Origin of the sequence: Corynebacterium sp. 401_CJEI (assembly GCF_001076435.1) — a bacterium.
GTDB lineage: Bacteria > Actinomycetota > Actinomycetes > Mycobacteriales > Mycobacteriaceae > Corynebacterium > Corynebacterium jeikeium_D.
Genome location: NZ_JVIP01000007.1, coordinates 46,548 through 63,422, shown reverse-complemented (window position 1 = coordinate 63,422; position 16,875 = coordinate 46,548). Strand labels below are relative to the sequence as shown.

Below are 16,875 nucleotides of genomic sequence, written 5' to 3'. Positions count from 1 at the left end.
GTGTTAATTTTTGGTGGTTTCAGCAACGCCTTCAATGATGGCACTACTGTCAAGACCATACTGCTCAAATCCCTGCATCCGCCCAATTCGGCCCTCTACCATGAGATCTGCGGGGATATCGGTGTCAGCATACAGGCCAGAGGGGGTGGATAGGGGCAGGTCGAAGAGCTTCTGCAGGGCAAGCGCGTAGTTGCCACCACCCTGCTGGCTAGAAAGCTTCTTGACCTGAACCGTTGGCGCGTGCAAGAGCTTATCGACGACGCGGCGAACCGTGGACTCGACCTCGCGACGTTCCTTTTGAGTAAGACCCGGTGTCTTCGCCTCCAGGCGAGCGAGCTCAGCCGCCGCCACATCCGCCGCGCGCTCACGCAGAGCGCGAACAGTCGGTGCTACCTCGCTTGCGCGCTGCGCCGTGAGGTAGGACTCCAACTCTTCGGCCACAATGTCGCGCGCTGCAGCCTCATCATCACGACCCGGAACCTCCGTGCGAGTCATCTGCAGCAATTCGATGTTGAAGAGTGCGATCCCCTCAAGCCCGGAGACATCCTCCGCGACGTCGCGAGGCATAGACAAATCGACGATGGCGAGCGGGCCGTGGTCGACAACATCTGCAGCTGAGACCACTGGAGTCATGGCTCCGGTGGCACTGACGAGAATGTCCACATCATCGAGGACATCAGCGAAATCATGCAACGCAATAGCAGTAGCGGGGATGCCCGCTTCGATCGAGTGGTTAGCCAGGTTCTGCGCCCGGTCAACGGTGCGGTTGGCAATAATCAGACGATCAATGCCGCAGCGCCCCAGGTAACTGGCGGCCAGCGAACTCATCGCACCGGCGCCGAGGATAAGGGCCGAACGTCCGGCCAGAATATCGGTACCCTCAGCGACGTCAACACCAGAGTTGAACCCAGGATGCAGCGCAGCAATCGCCTCGTCGATGGCCACGGAGACCATCGATGCGCCCGCATTATCAATCAGTGTTTCGCTGTGGACTCGCTTGCCTGTGTGCAGCGCCTTCTGCGCCAAGTCATGCAGCATGCGACCGACGGTGCCGGCTTCGTCCGCTTCCTGGTAAGCATTGCGAAGCTGACCGATAATCTGCTGTTCCCCCAGCACCATCGAGTCAAGACCAGCACACACCGAGAAGGCATGCTCCGCTGCGGCCTGTGCGTACCGCACATAGAGGTGCGGTGTCAGTTCATCGAGTTCGAGCCCAGTACGACCGACAATTTCACGGACCACGGCCGATAGGCCAGAGTGGAAGCCGTTGGCCACCACGTAGTACTCAACGCGGTTACAGGTCGACAACAGCATCGCTTCGCTGATCGCTTCATCCGCGACCAGCCGAGCCAAAATGGCCTCTCGCTCAGTTTCACCGACGGAGACCTTTTCAAGAAGGGTCACCGGTGCAGACCGGTACGACATTCCGACGAGAAGCACACTCACCGCTCAATCACCGCTCTATTGCTCCTTCACAGGCCCCGCTACGGGCTTTTTCACACAGCTATGACTGTTAACGCTAGACAACTCTGCCATCTCGTCACAACAAAGGCATACTTTACTTAGTCTCTACCTCGATGTTCGCAGCACTCCCCTACTTCTTTGCCGCTACTCCACATTCTGCCATGTCTCCGCAGCTCCTAGCAGTTCGGCAGAGTTGTCTCCCGAACTTATTCGGCCTCCGCTATCGCTTCCAGGAGTTCATCATCATCGATTTCCCAGCAAGCGATTTCCTCATCATTGACCAAAATCACCGGCACGCGATCGCCAAATTCCATGGCCAAGTTCGGATCGGTATCGACGTCTTCCACCTGGAACTGCGCATTTTGGTCCCGAACTAGCGGCTCAATCTGCGCAATCACTCGGGCGCACGAACCGCACGTCTTCCTACTCATCACCGTCACAGTCACCATAACGGCCAGTCTAAAGGTCGACTGTTTCGCTTTACGACGTCCCCCTCCCCACACTTCCCCTGCAAAAGTGACTCTTCTTATCCTTGCCCCATCCGCTCCTTGAATCTCAGCGCGCAGCTTTGCCTAAAGACCGGATACTATTCAACAAGAGCTTCCGATAACGGATGTCGGTTGCATACACCGTGGAAAGAGATTTTCGTGCCGTGAGTGAGTTCAGTGCCGACAACCGCTCCCCCTTCCCCATCGACATGCTGGGTGACCTTGCGTCCTCGCAGGGTAACGTCCGCAACTTCCTCGAGCAGGTAGTTCTCGCTCCGCTCAATGACGAAGCACAGGAGGAAGCTGGTGCTGCAGCGGCTGCCAATGCACTGGAAGCTCTCGGCGAAGTCTACGACGTCGGCGGCGAAGAACTGGCTACGGGATTTCGCAGTGTAGCTGGTGCCGAAGATGCCGCTGGCGGTGCCCGTGTGCTCTCGCAGCCCATTCCAGGTGTCGAACGCGATCAGGGCGCAGCCGCTTTCTTCGATGTGGACAACACGCTTGTCCAAGGCGCATCAATCTTCCTCTTTGCCATGGGTTTGGTCGAGCGCGGCTTCATCAAGAAGCGTGATTTGGCCGGCATGATTTGGAAGCAGCTGAAATTCCGAATCTCAGGCGCGGAAAACGCTGCCGACGTAGCTAAGGCCCGTGAACAGGCATTGGAGTTTTTCGCCGGCCACGATGTGAATGAAATGGTCAAACTCGGCGAAGAAATCTTTGAAGAAAAGATCAGCGACCGCGTTTACCAGGGCACCCGCGATCTGGCGGAACTACATATCCAGGCTGGCCAAGAGGTCTGGCTGGTCACCGCCACCCCGGTGCAGCTGGCCCAGGTTATCGCTAAGCACATCGGACTGACCGGCGCCCTTGGCACGGTCGCCGAGGTCAAAGATGGCAAGTTCACTGGCCGCCTGGTAGGCGATATTCTCCACGGCCCGGGTAAGAAGCACGCGGTGGCAGCTCTGGCAGCCTCTTCCGGGTTGGACATGTCTCGCTGCACGGCATACTCAGATTCCGCCAACGACATTCCCATGCTGTCCATGGTGGGCACCGCCGTGGCCATCAACCCGGACCGCAAGTTGCGGAATTACGCCCAGAAGATGGGGTGGACTATCTACGACTATCGCCACTTTCGCTCCGCAACCTTCGCCACGATGCGGTGGCTCTCGATCGGAGCACTGCTGGCAGGAGCTGTCGGGGGCGCGGGACTCGTCGGCAAGCGACTGTGGGACGCGAATAAGGAAAGTTAAGCGCTGCTAGGCGTACTCGAGAGTTAGTGACTGCGTTTATGACAAAAATGGCTCGAAAAATGGCATGAAAGTGTCATAAACTCCTACAGTTTCACATTTGCAGCCCGTAATCGGCAGCCCGTGATTAGCCCCCAACGACAAAACCCGCCCTATCTCAACGAGACCGGGCGGGTTCTGCTTTTAAAACGTGTACGCGACGCAGCACGCGCGCTCCTGCGATAACGGCAGGAATGCTGGCTTACTTGCCGAGCTTACGACGCTGCACGCGGGTACGGCGAAGCATCTTGCGGTGCTTCTTCTTCGACATGCGCTTGCGACGCTTCTTAATGACGGAACCCATCGGCTCGACCTCGCTATTCGTTGACGGAAATTTCTTTTCTTGCACAATGGCGGCGTACTCAATGCGGCCTTACAACCGCCGAGATGTCACGCCCTTTTTCCTTCCGCCTTCACAGCTAGATACTTCATGACTTGAAGACGATAGGAAACAGGGGCGCAGCACAGCACCATGTACTAATCGGATTAATCATAGCGGGGACATATGCGTTCAGGTCAAACAGCCCCACTTAAAGGCAGAAAAAATTAACCCGCGTTGTAGAAGGAGGAGTCCAGGTATTCCTTGACTGCGGACTCATGGACGCGGAAAGAACGGCCAACGCGCACTGCCGGCAGCTCGCCAGCGTGAACCAGGCGGTAGACGGTCATCTTGGATACGCGCATGATGTCAGCAACTTCTGCAACGGTCAGAAAGGTGCCTTTATCTGCATTCTGCATTAGTAAATATTCCCTTCAGCGCACGCGACGCGCTGCAGGCTTCCCCTCCTGCAGAAAATCGTGACACGCACGTGCTTTTCATATCCTACCGGTAGGCAAGGTGCCGGTGCGATTTTTGATAAAAAATAGGGGCATTGGCGAATGGTGTGACAGTTGTGACTAACCCATCGTCCCTGCGTATCGGATTAGCTACTGCCGCTGACCATTTCCAATGCCCCAAATATTGGGGTTACTTGTACACCCGCCTCTACTCGGCGAAATGCTTATTTACCCATCTCGTTGGCCTTGTCATAGCAAGCCTGCAGCGCACGATGCACCGCGCGACGAATGCCTTCTTCCTCGAAAACTCGGGTGGCCGCAGCGGTTGTACCGCCCGGAGAGGTGACATCGGCACGCAACGCAGTCGGGTCCGCGCCTTCCTGCATCATCATCTCGGCTGCACCAGCAGCCGTAGCCGACGCCAGACGCTTAGCCTGATCACGCTTGAGGCCCAGATTCACACCCGCGTCGGTCATCGCCTCGACGAACTGGAAGAAGTAAGCCGGACCGGAGCCCGAGACTGCAGTGACTGCAGACATCAGCGACTCATCGACAACCTCAACGCTGCCGACCTTCTTCAACAGTTCGACAACCTCGTCGGTCTGGCTCTCCGTGACAAAGCGGCCCGGCGCGACTGCACAGACCCCCTTGCCCACCAGCATCGGGGTATTCGGCATGACGCGGATCACCGGAGTACCGACAGCACAGACGCTTTCCATCTTGTCCAGCGTGATGCCAGCCGCCATCGACACCACAATGGTGTCGACCTCAGAGTCATCGAGCACGTCGGCAATCTGCTCGAGCATGTCGATAATCAAGTACGGTTTTACGCACAAGAACACCACGTCGGCACCGTCGACGGCCCCTACTGGGTCGTCGGCATCGACAATGCCGTAGGTCTCCTTCAGACCGGCCAGGCTCTCCTTGGTGCGCCCCACCACATAAATCGAGGAGGGCGAGACACCACCGTCGATGAGACCACCGACGAGTGCGCTACCAATCTTTCCGCCACCAATTACAGCAATTCTTGTCATGGACGCTAAGTGTGCCAAAACTGGCCCACACATGCGAATGCAGGGACCGGAAAACTACGCTTCCGACCCCTGCATCAGGTGATGATTATTCTGTTGACCCCACTACAACTGGAAGAGAATCCAGGGGCCAAATGTCAGCGCCAAACCGACAAGTCCTGCGAGAATCGGTGTCAGTTTGTCCTTCTCACGGCGCAGGTAGTTCGCCATTCCCGCGAAGCCACCAGCGACCACGAGAGCCATGATGACAACCACAATCTTTGGCAGCGACGACCAGGCCATGGTGAAGCCCAGGAACACCAATGCACCAGCAATCAGACCCACGAAGACCTGGATTAGCAGCAACGGCACCGAGAGGGAATTGTCCTCGGCGTAGCCATCGCGCGCGACGGCCTTGCCCTTGGAGCTCTTGGATTCTTCACGCTTAACGACGTCCCGGGGCTCCGCCTGCTTCTCGTCAGCTGCGGCCTGGGTCGGTGTGGTCTCGACCTGTGCAGCCTCAGTGGGGGCGTCCTCGGCCTGCTCGATATCGGCCTGTGCGTCTTCTGCCTGTGCAACTTCAGGAGCGACAGCGGCTGCCACTGCCGCCTTGGAAGCGGCACCGGTATCGGCGTCAGCGTCGGCAGCCTCGAAGGTAGCGGTTTCCTGAGCAGCTTCAGCCTCAGCAAATTGTTCACCGTCGACGTCATCCGATTCAGCGGATGCCTCGGACTCTTCGTCGACATTGTCCTGGACAACCGGAATGGAGGCAGTCGGACGGTCGTCGTAAGCGTTGGAACCGGTGAGTACCGCACGAGCGACTGGCCCCGGCTCCCCAAGCTGCTGCGACTCGTCTGCCATGTCACGCAGTTCGGTGAAGGTGTAGGTAATCTCCGAACGCTCGGAGTTGACCATGACCGGACGGGGTTCCATCGGAATTGCCAATGGCACCGCAGGGGCTGCTGGCTGCGCAGTTGGTGTGCTCTGCGCGGCTTGCTCCTGCTGCGGAGCTGCCGGTGCAACCGGTGCAACCGGTTCTTCAGCAACTTCGGCAACCTCGTCAGCTTCGGCCTCAGCGACCTCGGCGTCAGCTACTTCGGCGTCAGCCTCAGCTAATTCCGACTCCTCTTCTTCCTGATCAGCAGCTTCAGCCTCGGCCTCAGCTTGAACCTCATGCTCCGACGAATCCGCCCCTTCAGCAACTACCACTGGCTCAGCGACAGCCTCCGAGTGCTCCGGAGCTTCTACCTCCGGTTCGGTTGCCTGCGCTTCTTCGGCGGCGTTGGCCGCAGCTTCGTCGGCAAGCAAATCACTCGTAGTCGTCTGATCGTCGTCTGCGTTGGAAAGAGCGTGAGCACCACGTCGCGGTTCGTCGGCCTTTACACGAGGGATTGAGCCGGTGAGCTCCTGAACAGACACACCGCCTTCTTCAAGGCTGCGTCGACGGCGGCGCCGCGGTGGTTCAGAGGGGGCTCCCTCCTTCTGCCGCCGCGCCAGCAGTTCGGCAACGGTGAGCTTTTCCTCGCTCATCTCAACCCTTTCCGTATAGGTCACTGTCCAGTCGTCGGAAGATAATGCCCTCACGCAGCGCCCAAGGACAAATCTCGACCTTCTCTAATCCCAATGCTCGCATACTAGCCTCTGCAACGAGAGCACCTGCGACAATTTGGTGAGAACGATTCGCACTAACACCCTCAAGTTCAGCACGGTCAGCCGCCGTCATGCGGGAAATAAACGCAATCAACTGGCGCAAACCAGCGGCAGTCAGAGTGCGCTTAACCCGGGGACCAGCAGCGGAAGGCGCCGCACCGGTCAGGCGAGCGAGAGTGCGGAAAGTCTTCGAGGTGGCGACAGCCAAGTCCGGCTCACCAAGCGTACGCAGATGACGAGCTGGCTCAGCGAGCTCAGCATCAATGTAATCGCGCAGCAGGTCAATCTTCTTGCGCTCCGGCGGATCGGTCTCGAACCACTCGTGGGTCAACCGTCCCGCACCGAGCAGCAGCGAGTACGCGGCCTCCGGATCTTCATCAGTACCCGACGTCAGCTCAAGAGAACCGCCACCGATATCCAGGTTGATTAGACGACCAGCAGACCAGCCGTACCAGCGCCGTACTGCCAAAAAGGTCAGACGAGCCTCATCCTCACCGGAGAGAATCTGCAGCTTAATGCCAGTTTCTTTCTCAACGTGGGCGAGAACCTCGTCCGCATTCGTGGCATCGCGAACAGCTGAAGTGGCGAAGCTAATCATCTCTTCGCACTTCATCTGCTCAACCAATTCCTTGGATTCAGCGACGTAGCCCGTCAGCTTGTCAATGCCCTTCTTGGACAGGTTGTTGTCCTTATCCAGGTACTCGACCAGCTTCATCGTCGACTTGGAATCGCTCATCGGAGTCGGATGTCCGCCCCGGCGGGCGTCCACCATCACCAAGTGGACGGTATTACTACCTACATCTAATACACCTAATCTCACTCTTAGTAGGTTAGACGGTCTACGGTGTATTGGTGTGAATCAACCCCACCCCCGCCCCGGTCGTGGACCGCAACCGTCTCCCGCTGAAGTCGCCTATGACTTTCCCCGCGAGTGGTTCGAGTTCGCCCACCCGGAGGACCCAGAACATATCATCACCTGCGACCTAACCTGGTTGATGAGCTCCTATCAATGCGCTTTCGGCACCTCCGCTTGCCAGGGCATCGACTCCGCGAACGCGGATGTCGGATGCTGTGGCCATGGCGCCTTTATCACCGACGAAGAAGACCGCGAGAGGGTTATTGACGTCGTAAAGCGAATGGAAGGCGACTCCGCAGAGCCCCAGTGGTGGCAGAACCGCCCCGAACAAACTCTGAAGTGGCTTGAAACCTACGAAACCGACCCCTCCGAACCGTTGGAACCGTGGTTAGTGTGGGACGAGCTTGACGACGAAAACGGAGAGCCTGAGCCTGCTCTGAAAACGAAGGTCGTGAAGAATGCCTGCATTTTTGCCAACCGTGACGGATGGCGCAATGGTGCGGGCTGTGCCATCCACCAATGGGCGATGGCCAACGACATTGACCCCGTAAAGGTCAAGCCGGATGTGTGTTGGCAGGTGCCGCTGCGCCGACTGGAGGACTGGGAGGAACGCCCAGACGGCCAGGAGATTCTGCGCACGACCATTACCGAATACGATCGTCGTGCCTGGGGCGATGGCGGCGAGGACTTTGAATGGTTCTGCACGGGCGCGCCGGCCACACATACCGGTGGCGAGCCGGTGTGGCGCACGCACAAGTCCGAGCTAATAGAGCTCATCGGCGAAGAGTGCTACGAAATTCTGGCGGAGCACTGCCGTGCCCGAGAAATAGCGGGCGCGGCCAAGGCTTTCGGGCCGAGTGGCTACCCACTGCTGGCGATTCACCCGGCCACACGCGCAGCGGCCGAGGGGCTGGCGCCGGACGAGGTTTAAGTCGGGGTTTCTCAGACCGACGGCGGAGATTGTCGGCAGCAGTCTGCTGAGCTAGTCCTCGAACTTGTAACCCAAGCCGCGAACGGTGACCAGGAACTCCGGCGAGGAAGGATTGCGCTCGATCTTGGAGCGCAGGCGCTTGATGTGTACGTCCAGCGTCTTGGTGTCGCCGACGTAGTCGGAGCCCCAGACGCGGTCGATGAGCTGGCCACGGGTTAGCACACGACCACGGTTGCGCAGCAAGTACTCCAGCAGGTCGAATTCCTTGAGCGGCATTGCGACATCATCGCCGTCAACGGTGACTACATGGCGCTCGACATCCAGCACGACCGGGCCGCCGCGCAAGACCTCCTCGTAGATATCCTCGACATCGTCAGAGTCGTCGTGGCGACCGCGGCGCAGCACAGCCCGGATACGGGCAATAAGTTCCCGAGAGGAATACGGCTTGGTCACATAGTCATCCGCACCAATTTCGAGGCCGACGACCTTGTCAATCTCAGTGTCACGGGCGGTCACCATAATCACTGGGACAGAGGACTTTAAGCGGATGTTTTTGCAGACCTCGGTGCCACTCATACCTGGCAGCATGAGGTCCAGCAGCACAATGTCCGGTTCTGCCTTGGAGAATTCTGCAAGTGCTTCCTGGCCGTCAGCGGCCATCCGCACCTCGAATCCTTCGCGCTGCAGCAGAAACGCAAGCGGCTCCGCCAAAGCCGTCTCGTCTTCGACAATAAGTACCTCAGTCACGGATTACTTCATTCCTTCCTTGGAATCCTTGTTCTGGGAATCCTTATCCTTGCCACGGGTTTTGCCCGTACCTCGCTGCGCGTTTTTCTTAGCCGCAATTTTACCCGCAGGCTGGGTGTGGCCGATTGGCAAACGTGCAGATACATCGCCATCATTCGACGCGGAACCGTTCTTTTCCATCAGCGGGAGCTCAATGGTGAAGGTCGATCCTGTGCCCAGCCGACTCCACAGCTTGACGGTTCCCTTGTGATTCGCTGCGACGTGCTTAACAATTGCCAAGCCCAGACCGGTACCGCCTGTCGCCCGCGAGCGTGCCTTATCCGCACGGAAGAAGCGCTCGAAGATGCGCTTCTGGTTCGCCTGGGAAATGCCGATACCGCGGTCAGTGACGCGGATAGCGACGGTGTCGTTATCCTCCTTGACCGCAGTCACAGATACAGGCGTGGCCTCTGGCGAGTAGTTGATCGCATTTGAAATCAGGTTGGACACCGCGGTAATCAGCAGGCTGCGTTCACCTTCAACCACCAAATCCGGCTCACAGTCAACGGTGATTTCAATACCCGCCTGCTCCGAGAGCATCTGGTTACGACGCACAGCTCCTTGGACAATCTCTTCAACCTTCACGGGAGACATGTCCGGCAGCGGCTCTGCCCCCTGCAGCTTCGACAGCGAGATGAGTTCCGTAATCATGGTCGACATCCGCTTGGACTCCTGCGTCAGGCTCTCACTAAAGTGACGCACGGCAACCGGGTCGTCGGTAGCTTCATTCAGCGCCTCGACCAAGAGGCTGATGGCCCCCACCGGAGTCTTGAGCTCGTGGGAAACGTTAGCCACAAAGTCACGTCGCGCGGCCTCCATACGGGCCTGTTCGGAGACATCCGCCGCATAAATCACCACAAAACGGTCGTCCACCAGTGACAACGGAGTTAGCTGACAGCGGACAATTGTGTCCGGCGCCCCCGCCCGGCGCGACGGCAGCACCAGCGTTAGCTCCTGGTCCTCCTGCGAGTCAAAGACCTTGAGCGCAGCTTCCCAGCCCACGTCATTGAGGCGGCGCTCATAGACCAGCCCTAACTTGTGCGCCATGGAGTTCGACAAAATCAAATCACGTGAGATGTCAACGACCACCACACCCGTCGGAGACTTCTGAATGGCCAGGTGCATGACCTGCGCCATGGTGGTTATTGAACTTTCCTCGTCGCTCTTCTGACGCCGAGCGGCGTTATAGGCACCCGAGACAACTCCACCAAGAATCAGCACAGCTGCCATAACCGCAGCACCTAATAGAGCGGCGATAATGATTTTTGACACGGGTCTTACCCTAAGCTCTTTTCACAATCCGCGCGCGCTGAAAATCAGTGCGCTAGCTAGCTCTAAATAGACCAAGGAGCACAGCCCCACTTGGCTGCGCCCCTTATCGGCCTATCAAACACCTACATTTTTACTTGTTGCCCTGAGCAGCAACAGCAGCAGCACCTGCAGCTGCAGCTTCCGGATCCAGGTAGGTGCCACCCGGGTTCAAAACCTTGCCCTCAGCATCAAAGTCGTAAACCAGCGGGATACCGGTCGGGATGTTCAGAGCGGCAATGTCCTCGTCCGAGATGTTGTCCAGGTGCTTGACCAGTGCACGCAGGGAGTTACCGTGAGCTGCCACCATGACAGTCTCACCGGCCTTCAGACGCGGCAGGATTTCCTCTTCAAAGTAAGGAATGAAACGCTTCACGACGTCCAGGAGGCACTCCGTGCGCGGAACCTCATCCAGGTTGGCGTAACGCGGGTCATTAGCCTGCGAGAACTCGCTGTCATCCGACAGCTCCGGCGGCGGAGTGTCGTAGGAGCGACGCCAGGACATGAACTGGTCCTCGCCGTACTTCTCCTTGGTCTCTGCCTTGTTCAGACCCTGCAGAGCACCGTAGTGGCGCTCGTTCAGACGCCAGTCACGGATAACCGGAATCCACAACAGGTCAGCGGTATCCAGGGCAATGTGTGCGGTGTTAATTGCGCGACGCAGCAGCGACGTGTAGAGAACCTGCGGCTTCAGGCCTGCCTCTACGAGCATCTCACCGGCACGTACTGCCTCAGCGCGGCCCTTGTCGGTCAGTGCAACGTCGACCCAGCCCGTGAACTGGTTGGATGCGTTCCACTCACTCTGGCCATGACGGACAAGAATCAGTTTTCCATTGCTCATACCCCTAATTGTGCCCCAAAACGGGAAAGCCCGCCGTTCGTTGCCCCGCTATGTGGGTTGCTACCCCCGGCTACTCAACCATGTGGCGGAACTGCTCCAGATTGGCCAGGTTTTCCCCACGGTCAACCCGCCACTCCCACTCGCGCTTAATTGCCGATGCAAAGCCGCGTTCGAGGATCTGGTTGAAGTCCCCATCGGCCGTCTCGAGCAGCTGACCGAGGAGGCGGTCGAGGTCATCGTCGGAAATCTGAGCCGGCAGTTGACCAACCAGGTAGATGTCGCCGGCGGCGTCAATGGTGTAACCGATGCCGAACAGCCGACGATTGCGCTGCAGCAACCACTTGTAGACGGCCTCGTGGTTTTCTTCGACAGCGCGACAAACGAAGGCTTCGACACGCAGGGAGTCAGGCGCCGGGATGAGGCCAACGACGGTCTTCAGCTTCTTCTTACCAGGCAGAACCACCACGGCGGCATTGTCTGCAATACCATGCTCGACACCGAGGCGTTCCAGCTGCTCACCGAGGGATTTCAGCTGTACTTGGATGTCCGTGCTCATCGTGAATCATCTCCCTGCTTTTGTGGCTACGGCTCTGGCGGTACTGAAGCTAACGAAACCTACCGGGAGCCGCCCGCATCCCGGATAGAGCCGGGACAATTTTCCTTTTGGAGTTCGGTTCGATGATAGACATCGGCCAACCGATCCACGGTCTTTTGCCAGGAAAACTCCAAGGAGTGCTCGCGCGCCTGGGTGGCCAACTTAATGCGCAGCTCGTCGTCCTCCACCAGGCGACCGAGGGCATCGGCCCAGGCTGCGGGCTCGTGACCGTCGACAAGCAAACCGCTGACCCCATCGTCGACAGCGATGGAGAGCCCGCCAACATTCGCCGCGACAACGGGAGTGCCGGTGGCCTGAGCCTCCATCGCCACCAACCCGAAAGTTTCGTTGTAACTGGGCACGGCGACGATGTCTGCGGCCTGGTAGAGCTTCGCCAGGTCCTGCGGCGGGCGCGGGGGCATGAAACGGACTAGGTGATCGATCCCCTCTTCCGCGGCGAGATTGGTGAACTCGTCGGGCGCGTGCACCCCAGAACCGGACAGGCCACCGCAGATAATCACTCGGACATTAGTGGCGGGATGGCGACGCATGAGCTCGCCAACACCGCGCAGCAATACCTGCGGCCCCTTCAGCCGCTGCAGCCTACCAACGAACAAAATGACCTTAGTGTGCAACGGGATGCCCAGCTCACGACGGGACCGCTCGGTGGCACGATCGCTGCCCGGCGAAAAGAGCTCCACGTCCACTCCGGGCGGCACGACATTGATGCGCCACGGGTCGGCATCGTGGAGATCCGCGAGCTGCTTAGCTTCGGCATCTGTATTGACGATGAGCCGGCACGCATTGTCCACAATCTGCTGCTCACAAATACGACGCGACTCAGGCTCTGGCGTATCCCCCTCCGCCAGATGGAGGTTCTTCACCGCCGCCAGCGTGTGCGCCGTGTGCACAAACGGAATATCAAGCAAATCCGACAGCAACCACCCCACCTGGCCAGAGAGCCAGTAGTGCGAATGAATCAGGTCGTATTCAATCCCCTGTTTGCGGGCGAACTCAATAACCCCGCCAGCAAAAGCCGGCATCTGCGTAGCCAGGTCTGACTTCTCCAGCCCCTCATATGGGCCAGCCACTATGTTGATGACACGGAAATTCTCACTGACCTGAATCACCGGCCCATCGCTGGAACGCGTGGCGCGGGTGAAAACATCCACCTTCACACCGCGTCGCGCCAGCTCCTCGCAGGTGCGCAGCACGTAGACATTCATGCCACCAGCGTCACCGATGCCCGGTTGCTCCAGCGGAGAGGTATGCATGGAGATCATCGCGATGCGGTTCGGCCACGCCGGGGTGTTAGAGGTGGCCGCGTCTGCGCCCGCCGTTGCCGCCGGAAATGTTTCGCTCATACTGCCCAGAGTGCCTATGCCAGGGGCAACCCCGCAAATGAGTACCTCAAATACGTGTATAGGAATTCCGGCATCGCAGTGCGACGTACGGCACAATAGAGGTCGATACCTACTACGTCGTAGGTTATTATCACCTCACGACATAGTCAGGCGATAAACAAAAACCTAGGAGGATCCCATGGCCGATACATCCAGCTCACACGCTGCAAATGACTCTGCCCCAGCTCACGGTTCCACACCCAACGCTGCGGCCTCCAAGGCCTGGCTGAACCTGTATCCGGAGTGGACCCCACCCCACATCGACTACAACTTCGACACCCTCCTAGACGTCTACCGCCACACTCTGAGCAACCACCCGCGCCGCAAGGCATTGACCTTCTTCGGTCGCTCCACCTCCTACGCCGAGCTGGATGCCAAGGTTCGCAGCGTTGCCGCCGGCCTGCGCGCACTTGGCGTACGCAAAGGCGATCGCGTGGCACTGCTCATGCCGAACTGCCCGCAGCACGTCATCGCCTACTGGGCAGTTCTGCACCTCGGCGCTGTTGCCGTAGAGCACAACCCCCTCTACACCGCCCACGAACTGCGCCACCCATTCAACGACCACGGCGCCCGCTTTGCCATCTGCTGGGACAAGATCGTCCCCGTACTTGAAGACCTTCGCAGCAACACCCCGCTCGAGACCATCATCGCGGTCAATATGCTGCAGGACCTGCCGTTTGTCATGCGCACCGCCCTGTCGATCCCGCTGCCGAAACTCCGCGCCGCCCGCGCTAAGCTGCACTCCTCCGCACCGCAGGTCATGGGTTTTGACGCTTTGCTTCACGACGCCGTCGGCGGAGACGGCCACGACCTCCAGGCCGATGAATCCATCATTGCCGATGACACTGCAGTGATGATGTACACCTCTGGCACCACGGGCTCGCCAAAGGGCGCGCAGCTGAGCCACCGCGGGCTGGTCGCCAACATTCTGCAGGGCAAGGCCTGGGTGCCGGGCCTTGGCAAGGAGCGGGAAATCTCCCTCGGCATCCTGCCAATGTTCCATGCCTACGGCCTGACCATTGTCACCAACTTGTCCATGCTGATTGGCGCTGAACTGGTGCTGGTGCCGGCACCGGAGATTCCGCTGATTATGAAGGTGATGAAGAACAATCGCCCGACATGGGTGCCTGGTGTGCCGACTCTCTACGAGAAGATTGTCGAAGCCGCCGAGCGCGATAATGTCGACCTCTCCGGCGTGAAGTTCGCCTTCTGCGGTGCTGCTACCCTGCCGGTTTCCCTTGTGCAGAAGTGGGAGAAACTCACTGGCGGGCGCCTTGTCGAAGGCTACGGCCTCACCGAAACGTCACCGATTATCGTCGGCAACCCGATGGACGGCAACCGCCGCCCGGGCTACGTTGGCCTGCCATTCCCCGACACCGAGGTTGCCATCGTTGACCCCGAAAATCCCACCAAACTCCGCGCTGACGGCGAGGAGGGCGAGGTCATCGTCCGAGGCCCACAGGTTTTCGCCGGTTATCTCAACCTCCCGGAGGCAACGGAGAAGTCCTTCACCGATGGGCCTGCTGAGCTTCCCGCTGGCGACCGTTGGTACCGCACCGGCGATGTCGGAGTCATGGAGTCGGACGGCTTCATCAAGCTGGTTGCCCGCATCAAGGAGGTCATCATCACCGGTGGCTTCAATGTCTACCCGGCCGAGGTCGAGGAAGTACTGCTCTCCCACCCGGACATCACCGATGCCACGGTCGTCGGCCTGCCGAAGAGTGACGGCTCCGAGATGGTCGTGGCCGCCATCACCCTTGCTGACTACGCCCGACTGGATTCCGACGCCTACCGCGACCACTGCTACGACAACCTGACCCGGTACAAGGTGCCGCGCGCATTCTTCCACCTGGAGGAACTACCTCGCGACCAGATGGGCAAGGTCCGCCGCCGCGATGTCCGCGACGTGCTGCTCACGCAGCTGGAGCAGAAGGGCCAGAGCGTCGATTCGCTTTCCCACCGCAAGCACCATTAGTTCACGGTGGTTTTGTAGTTGGGATAGGGGCCTGAGTAGAGCGGGCTCCTATCCCTTTAAGGCGGACCCCGGCTCCCCCCCCCAGACTTAGTGACTAGGTTTATGACAAAAAACTGAGGGTGAATAATATTCACGTGTCATAAACCTAGTCACTTTCTCTATCCCCGCCATTGGGAGAAGGCCCGGGAGCGCAAACTGAGGACTACCCGGCGGTTCTATCAGCCCCAGCGCCCCGGTCAGCCCCATCACCCCCGTTAGTCCCATCAGGCACGCTAGCCTCTCCAGTCCGCCCCCACTGGCCATCAGCCACCCGCCGCGGGCCTAGTCGATGCTCACGCCGACCCACACCGGCTCGGGCACCAGGGTCACGCTGAAGGCCTTTTCCACACCAGCGCGCACATCGCGCGCCAAAGCCACCAAGTCGGCGGCGGTCGTAGGCGTACCGTCGCCGGACTCCCCGCGGTTGGTCAGGGCAAGAGTGTGCTTAGTCGACAGTCGCGCGGGCGCACCGTCACCGGGGTAGCCCTTGGGGAACCCGGCGCGCTCGATAAGCCACGCCGCCGAGAGCTTCACGGCTCCCTCGTGGCCGGGGCCAGCGGGGAATGCGGGCATATTCGCGGCCTCATCGGCCCCACGCAGCGCGGCAACCTTTGCACGCACGGCCTCCACCGAGTTCTCCGGAATGATCGGGTTGGTAAAGAAAGAACCCGCCGACCAGGTATCGCGGTCAGCATCTTCGAGCACCATGCCCTTGCCCCGGCGCAGCTCAAGCACCTTTTCGCGCACCAGCGCAGCCGGCCTGCGAATCTCGCCAGCCGCAGCCTCGGCCTCGTCGACGCCCAGGCGCCGCGCCAGTTCGCCATAGCGAAGTGGCGCGGACATGCCATCCACACTGAGCTCGAACCGCACGGCCAGCACCACTGCCCGTGCGGTGAACTTCAGGTTCGAGTAGCGGTAGGAAAGGTCGAGAGACTCCGGTTCCACCCACTCGACCGAGCCGGTTGCGCGGTCGTAAAGCTGCACCGCGTCCAGGACCTGCGACACCTCAGCACCGTAGGCGCCCACGTTTTGCACCGGAGTGGCTCCGGCCGATCCCGGAATACCCGACAGGCATTCAAGGCCGCCAAAACCTGCGTCGACACTCATCTCCACGACCTCGTCCCAGACCGCACCGGCCTCGGCCTCCACGATTGCCGACACGGACTCCAGCCCGTGTCCGCGAGTGCTCATGGTCACGTTGTCGGCCTCGATCACCACAGCCACCAGCGGCTCGAGTTCATCGGCCACCACCAGGTTGGATCCGCCTCCCACGATGAGGAGGGGCACGTTAGCGTCGTCAAGCGTGCGTACAACATCGACCACAGCGTCCGTCGTGTTGCACCGCACGACCGCGCGTGGCACCCCGCCAAGGCGGAGCGTCGTCAAATCCGCGAAAGCGGTATGCGTGCTGAGCTCCACCCCCTCTAGCCCCGCAAGCCCATCGATGGCTTCTTCCATGTCGGAGG

General features: G+C 59.5%; 16 protein-coding genes. 3 read left to right on the top strand and 13 right to left on the bottom strand.

Translation table 11 applies throughout. From position 1 onward, the window contains the following. Nucleotides 1-3: 3 nt before the first annotated feature. Complete coding sequence (locus ADM64_RS01695) at nucleotides 4-1,446, bottom strand: glutamyl-tRNA reductase (RefSeq protein ID WP_042388369.1); 1,443 nt, start codon at nucleotides 1,444-1,446, stop codon at nucleotides 4-6. 224 nt (nucleotides 1,447-1,670) lie between these two features. Beyond that, the gene (locus ADM64_RS01690; protein ID WP_016421985.1) at nucleotides 1,671-1,913 is read right to left on the bottom strand and encodes a glutaredoxin family protein; all 243 of its coding nucleotides are present in this window, start codon (nucleotides 1,911-1,913) and stop codon (nucleotides 1,671-1,673) included. 164 nt (nucleotides 1,914-2,077) lie between these two features. On the opposite strand from ADM64_RS01690, the gene ADM64_RS01685 reads away from it, so the two are divergent. Further along, on the top strand, nucleotides 2,078-3,202 hold the full coding sequence (locus ADM64_RS01685; protein WP_016421984.1) for an HAD family hydrolase: 1,125 nt from the start codon (nucleotides 2,078-2,080) through the stop codon (nucleotides 3,200-3,202). 238 nt (nucleotides 3,203-3,440) lie between these two features. On the opposite strand, the gene ADM64_RS10720 is transcribed toward ADM64_RS01685, so the two are convergent. The 5 genes from ADM64_RS10720 to ADM64_RS01665 form a co-directional block, all read right to left on the bottom strand. After that, on the bottom strand, nucleotides 3,441-3,542 hold the full coding sequence (locus ADM64_RS10720; RefSeq protein ID WP_003855542.1) for a 30S ribosomal protein bS22: 102 nt from the start codon (nucleotides 3,540-3,542) through the stop codon (nucleotides 3,441-3,443). Between the two features lie 242 nt (nucleotides 3,543-3,784). Further along, entirely contained in the window at nucleotides 3,785-3,976 is a 192-nt protein-coding gene (locus ADM64_RS01680; RefSeq protein WP_005509751.1) for a helix-turn-helix domain-containing protein, read from the bottom strand. A gap of 263 nt (nucleotides 3,977-4,239) precedes the next feature. Beyond that, a complete protein-coding gene (gene proC / locus ADM64_RS01675) occupies nucleotides 4,240-5,049 on the bottom strand; it encodes a pyrroline-5-carboxylate reductase (RefSeq protein ID WP_016421983.1) in 810 nt (269 codons plus the stop codon). A 102-nt stretch (nucleotides 5,050-5,151) separates the two neighbouring features. Beyond that, nucleotides 5,152-6,555, bottom strand: coding sequence for a hypothetical protein (locus tag ADM64_RS01670; RefSeq protein WP_016421982.1), 1,404 nt, complete (start codon nucleotides 6,553-6,555; stop codon nucleotides 5,152-5,154). Nucleotide 6,556: 1 nt separating this feature from the next. Beyond that, nucleotides 6,557-7,495, bottom strand: coding sequence for a Ppx/GppA phosphatase family protein (locus tag ADM64_RS01665; RefSeq protein ID WP_161798518.1), 939 nt, complete (start codon nucleotides 7,493-7,495; stop codon nucleotides 6,557-6,559). Nucleotides 7,496-7,529: 34 nt separating this feature from the next. Here ADM64_RS01665 and ADM64_RS01660 point away from each other — a divergent pair, with 34 nt between their 5' ends. Continuing rightward, complete coding sequence (locus ADM64_RS01660; protein ID WP_016421980.1) at nucleotides 7,530-8,462, top strand: hypothetical protein; 933 nt, start codon at nucleotides 7,530-7,532, stop codon at nucleotides 8,460-8,462. Nucleotides 8,463-8,513: 51 nt separating this feature from the next. Here the strand turns inward: ADM64_RS01660 and ADM64_RS01655 are convergent, their stop codons facing one another. The 5 genes from ADM64_RS01655 to mshA all read right to left on the bottom strand — a co-directional run bounded on the left by ADM64_RS01655 (nucleotide 8,514) and on the right by mshA (nucleotide 13,275). Further along, nucleotides 8,514-9,209, bottom strand: a complete 696-nt coding sequence (locus ADM64_RS01655; RefSeq protein ID WP_016421979.1) for a response regulator transcription factor — start codon at nucleotides 9,207-9,209, stop codon at nucleotides 8,514-8,516. Nucleotides 9,210-9,212: 3 nt separating this feature from the next. Continuing rightward, nucleotides 9,213-10,520 (bottom strand): sensor histidine kinase, encoded by a 1,308-nt coding sequence (locus ADM64_RS01650; RefSeq protein WP_016421978.1) that lies wholly within the window; start codon nucleotides 10,518-10,520, stop codon nucleotides 9,213-9,215. Nucleotides 10,521-10,650: 130 nt separating this feature from the next. Beyond that, a complete protein-coding gene (locus ADM64_RS01645; RefSeq protein ID WP_016421977.1) occupies nucleotides 10,651-11,397 on the bottom strand; it encodes a phosphoglyceromutase in 747 nt (248 codons plus the stop codon). Between the two features lie 70 nt (nucleotides 11,398-11,467). After that, nucleotides 11,468-11,953, bottom strand: coding sequence for a YbjN domain-containing protein (locus tag ADM64_RS01640; protein ID WP_049192977.1), 486 nt, complete (start codon nucleotides 11,951-11,953; stop codon nucleotides 11,468-11,470). A 59-nt stretch (nucleotides 11,954-12,012) separates the two neighbouring features. Continuing rightward, entirely contained in the window at nucleotides 12,013-13,275 is a 1,263-nt protein-coding gene (gene mshA / locus ADM64_RS01635) for a D-inositol-3-phosphate glycosyltransferase (protein WP_187401396.1), read from the bottom strand. A gap of 259 nt (nucleotides 13,276-13,534) precedes the next feature. Between mshA and ADM64_RS01630 the strand changes: the two genes are divergently transcribed. Then, complete coding sequence (locus ADM64_RS01630; protein ID WP_080985590.1) at nucleotides 13,535-15,370, top strand: long-chain-fatty-acid--CoA ligase; 1,836 nt, start codon at nucleotides 13,535-13,537, stop codon at nucleotides 15,368-15,370. Nucleotides 15,371-15,691: 321 nt separating this feature from the next. On the opposite strand, the gene ADM64_RS01625 is transcribed toward ADM64_RS01630, so the two are convergent. Then, complete coding sequence (locus ADM64_RS01625; protein WP_049172410.1) at nucleotides 15,692-16,867, bottom strand: UDP-N-acetylmuramate dehydrogenase; 1,176 nt, start codon at nucleotides 16,865-16,867, stop codon at nucleotides 15,692-15,694. Between the last annotated feature and the right edge of the window lie 8 nt (nucleotides 16,868-16,875).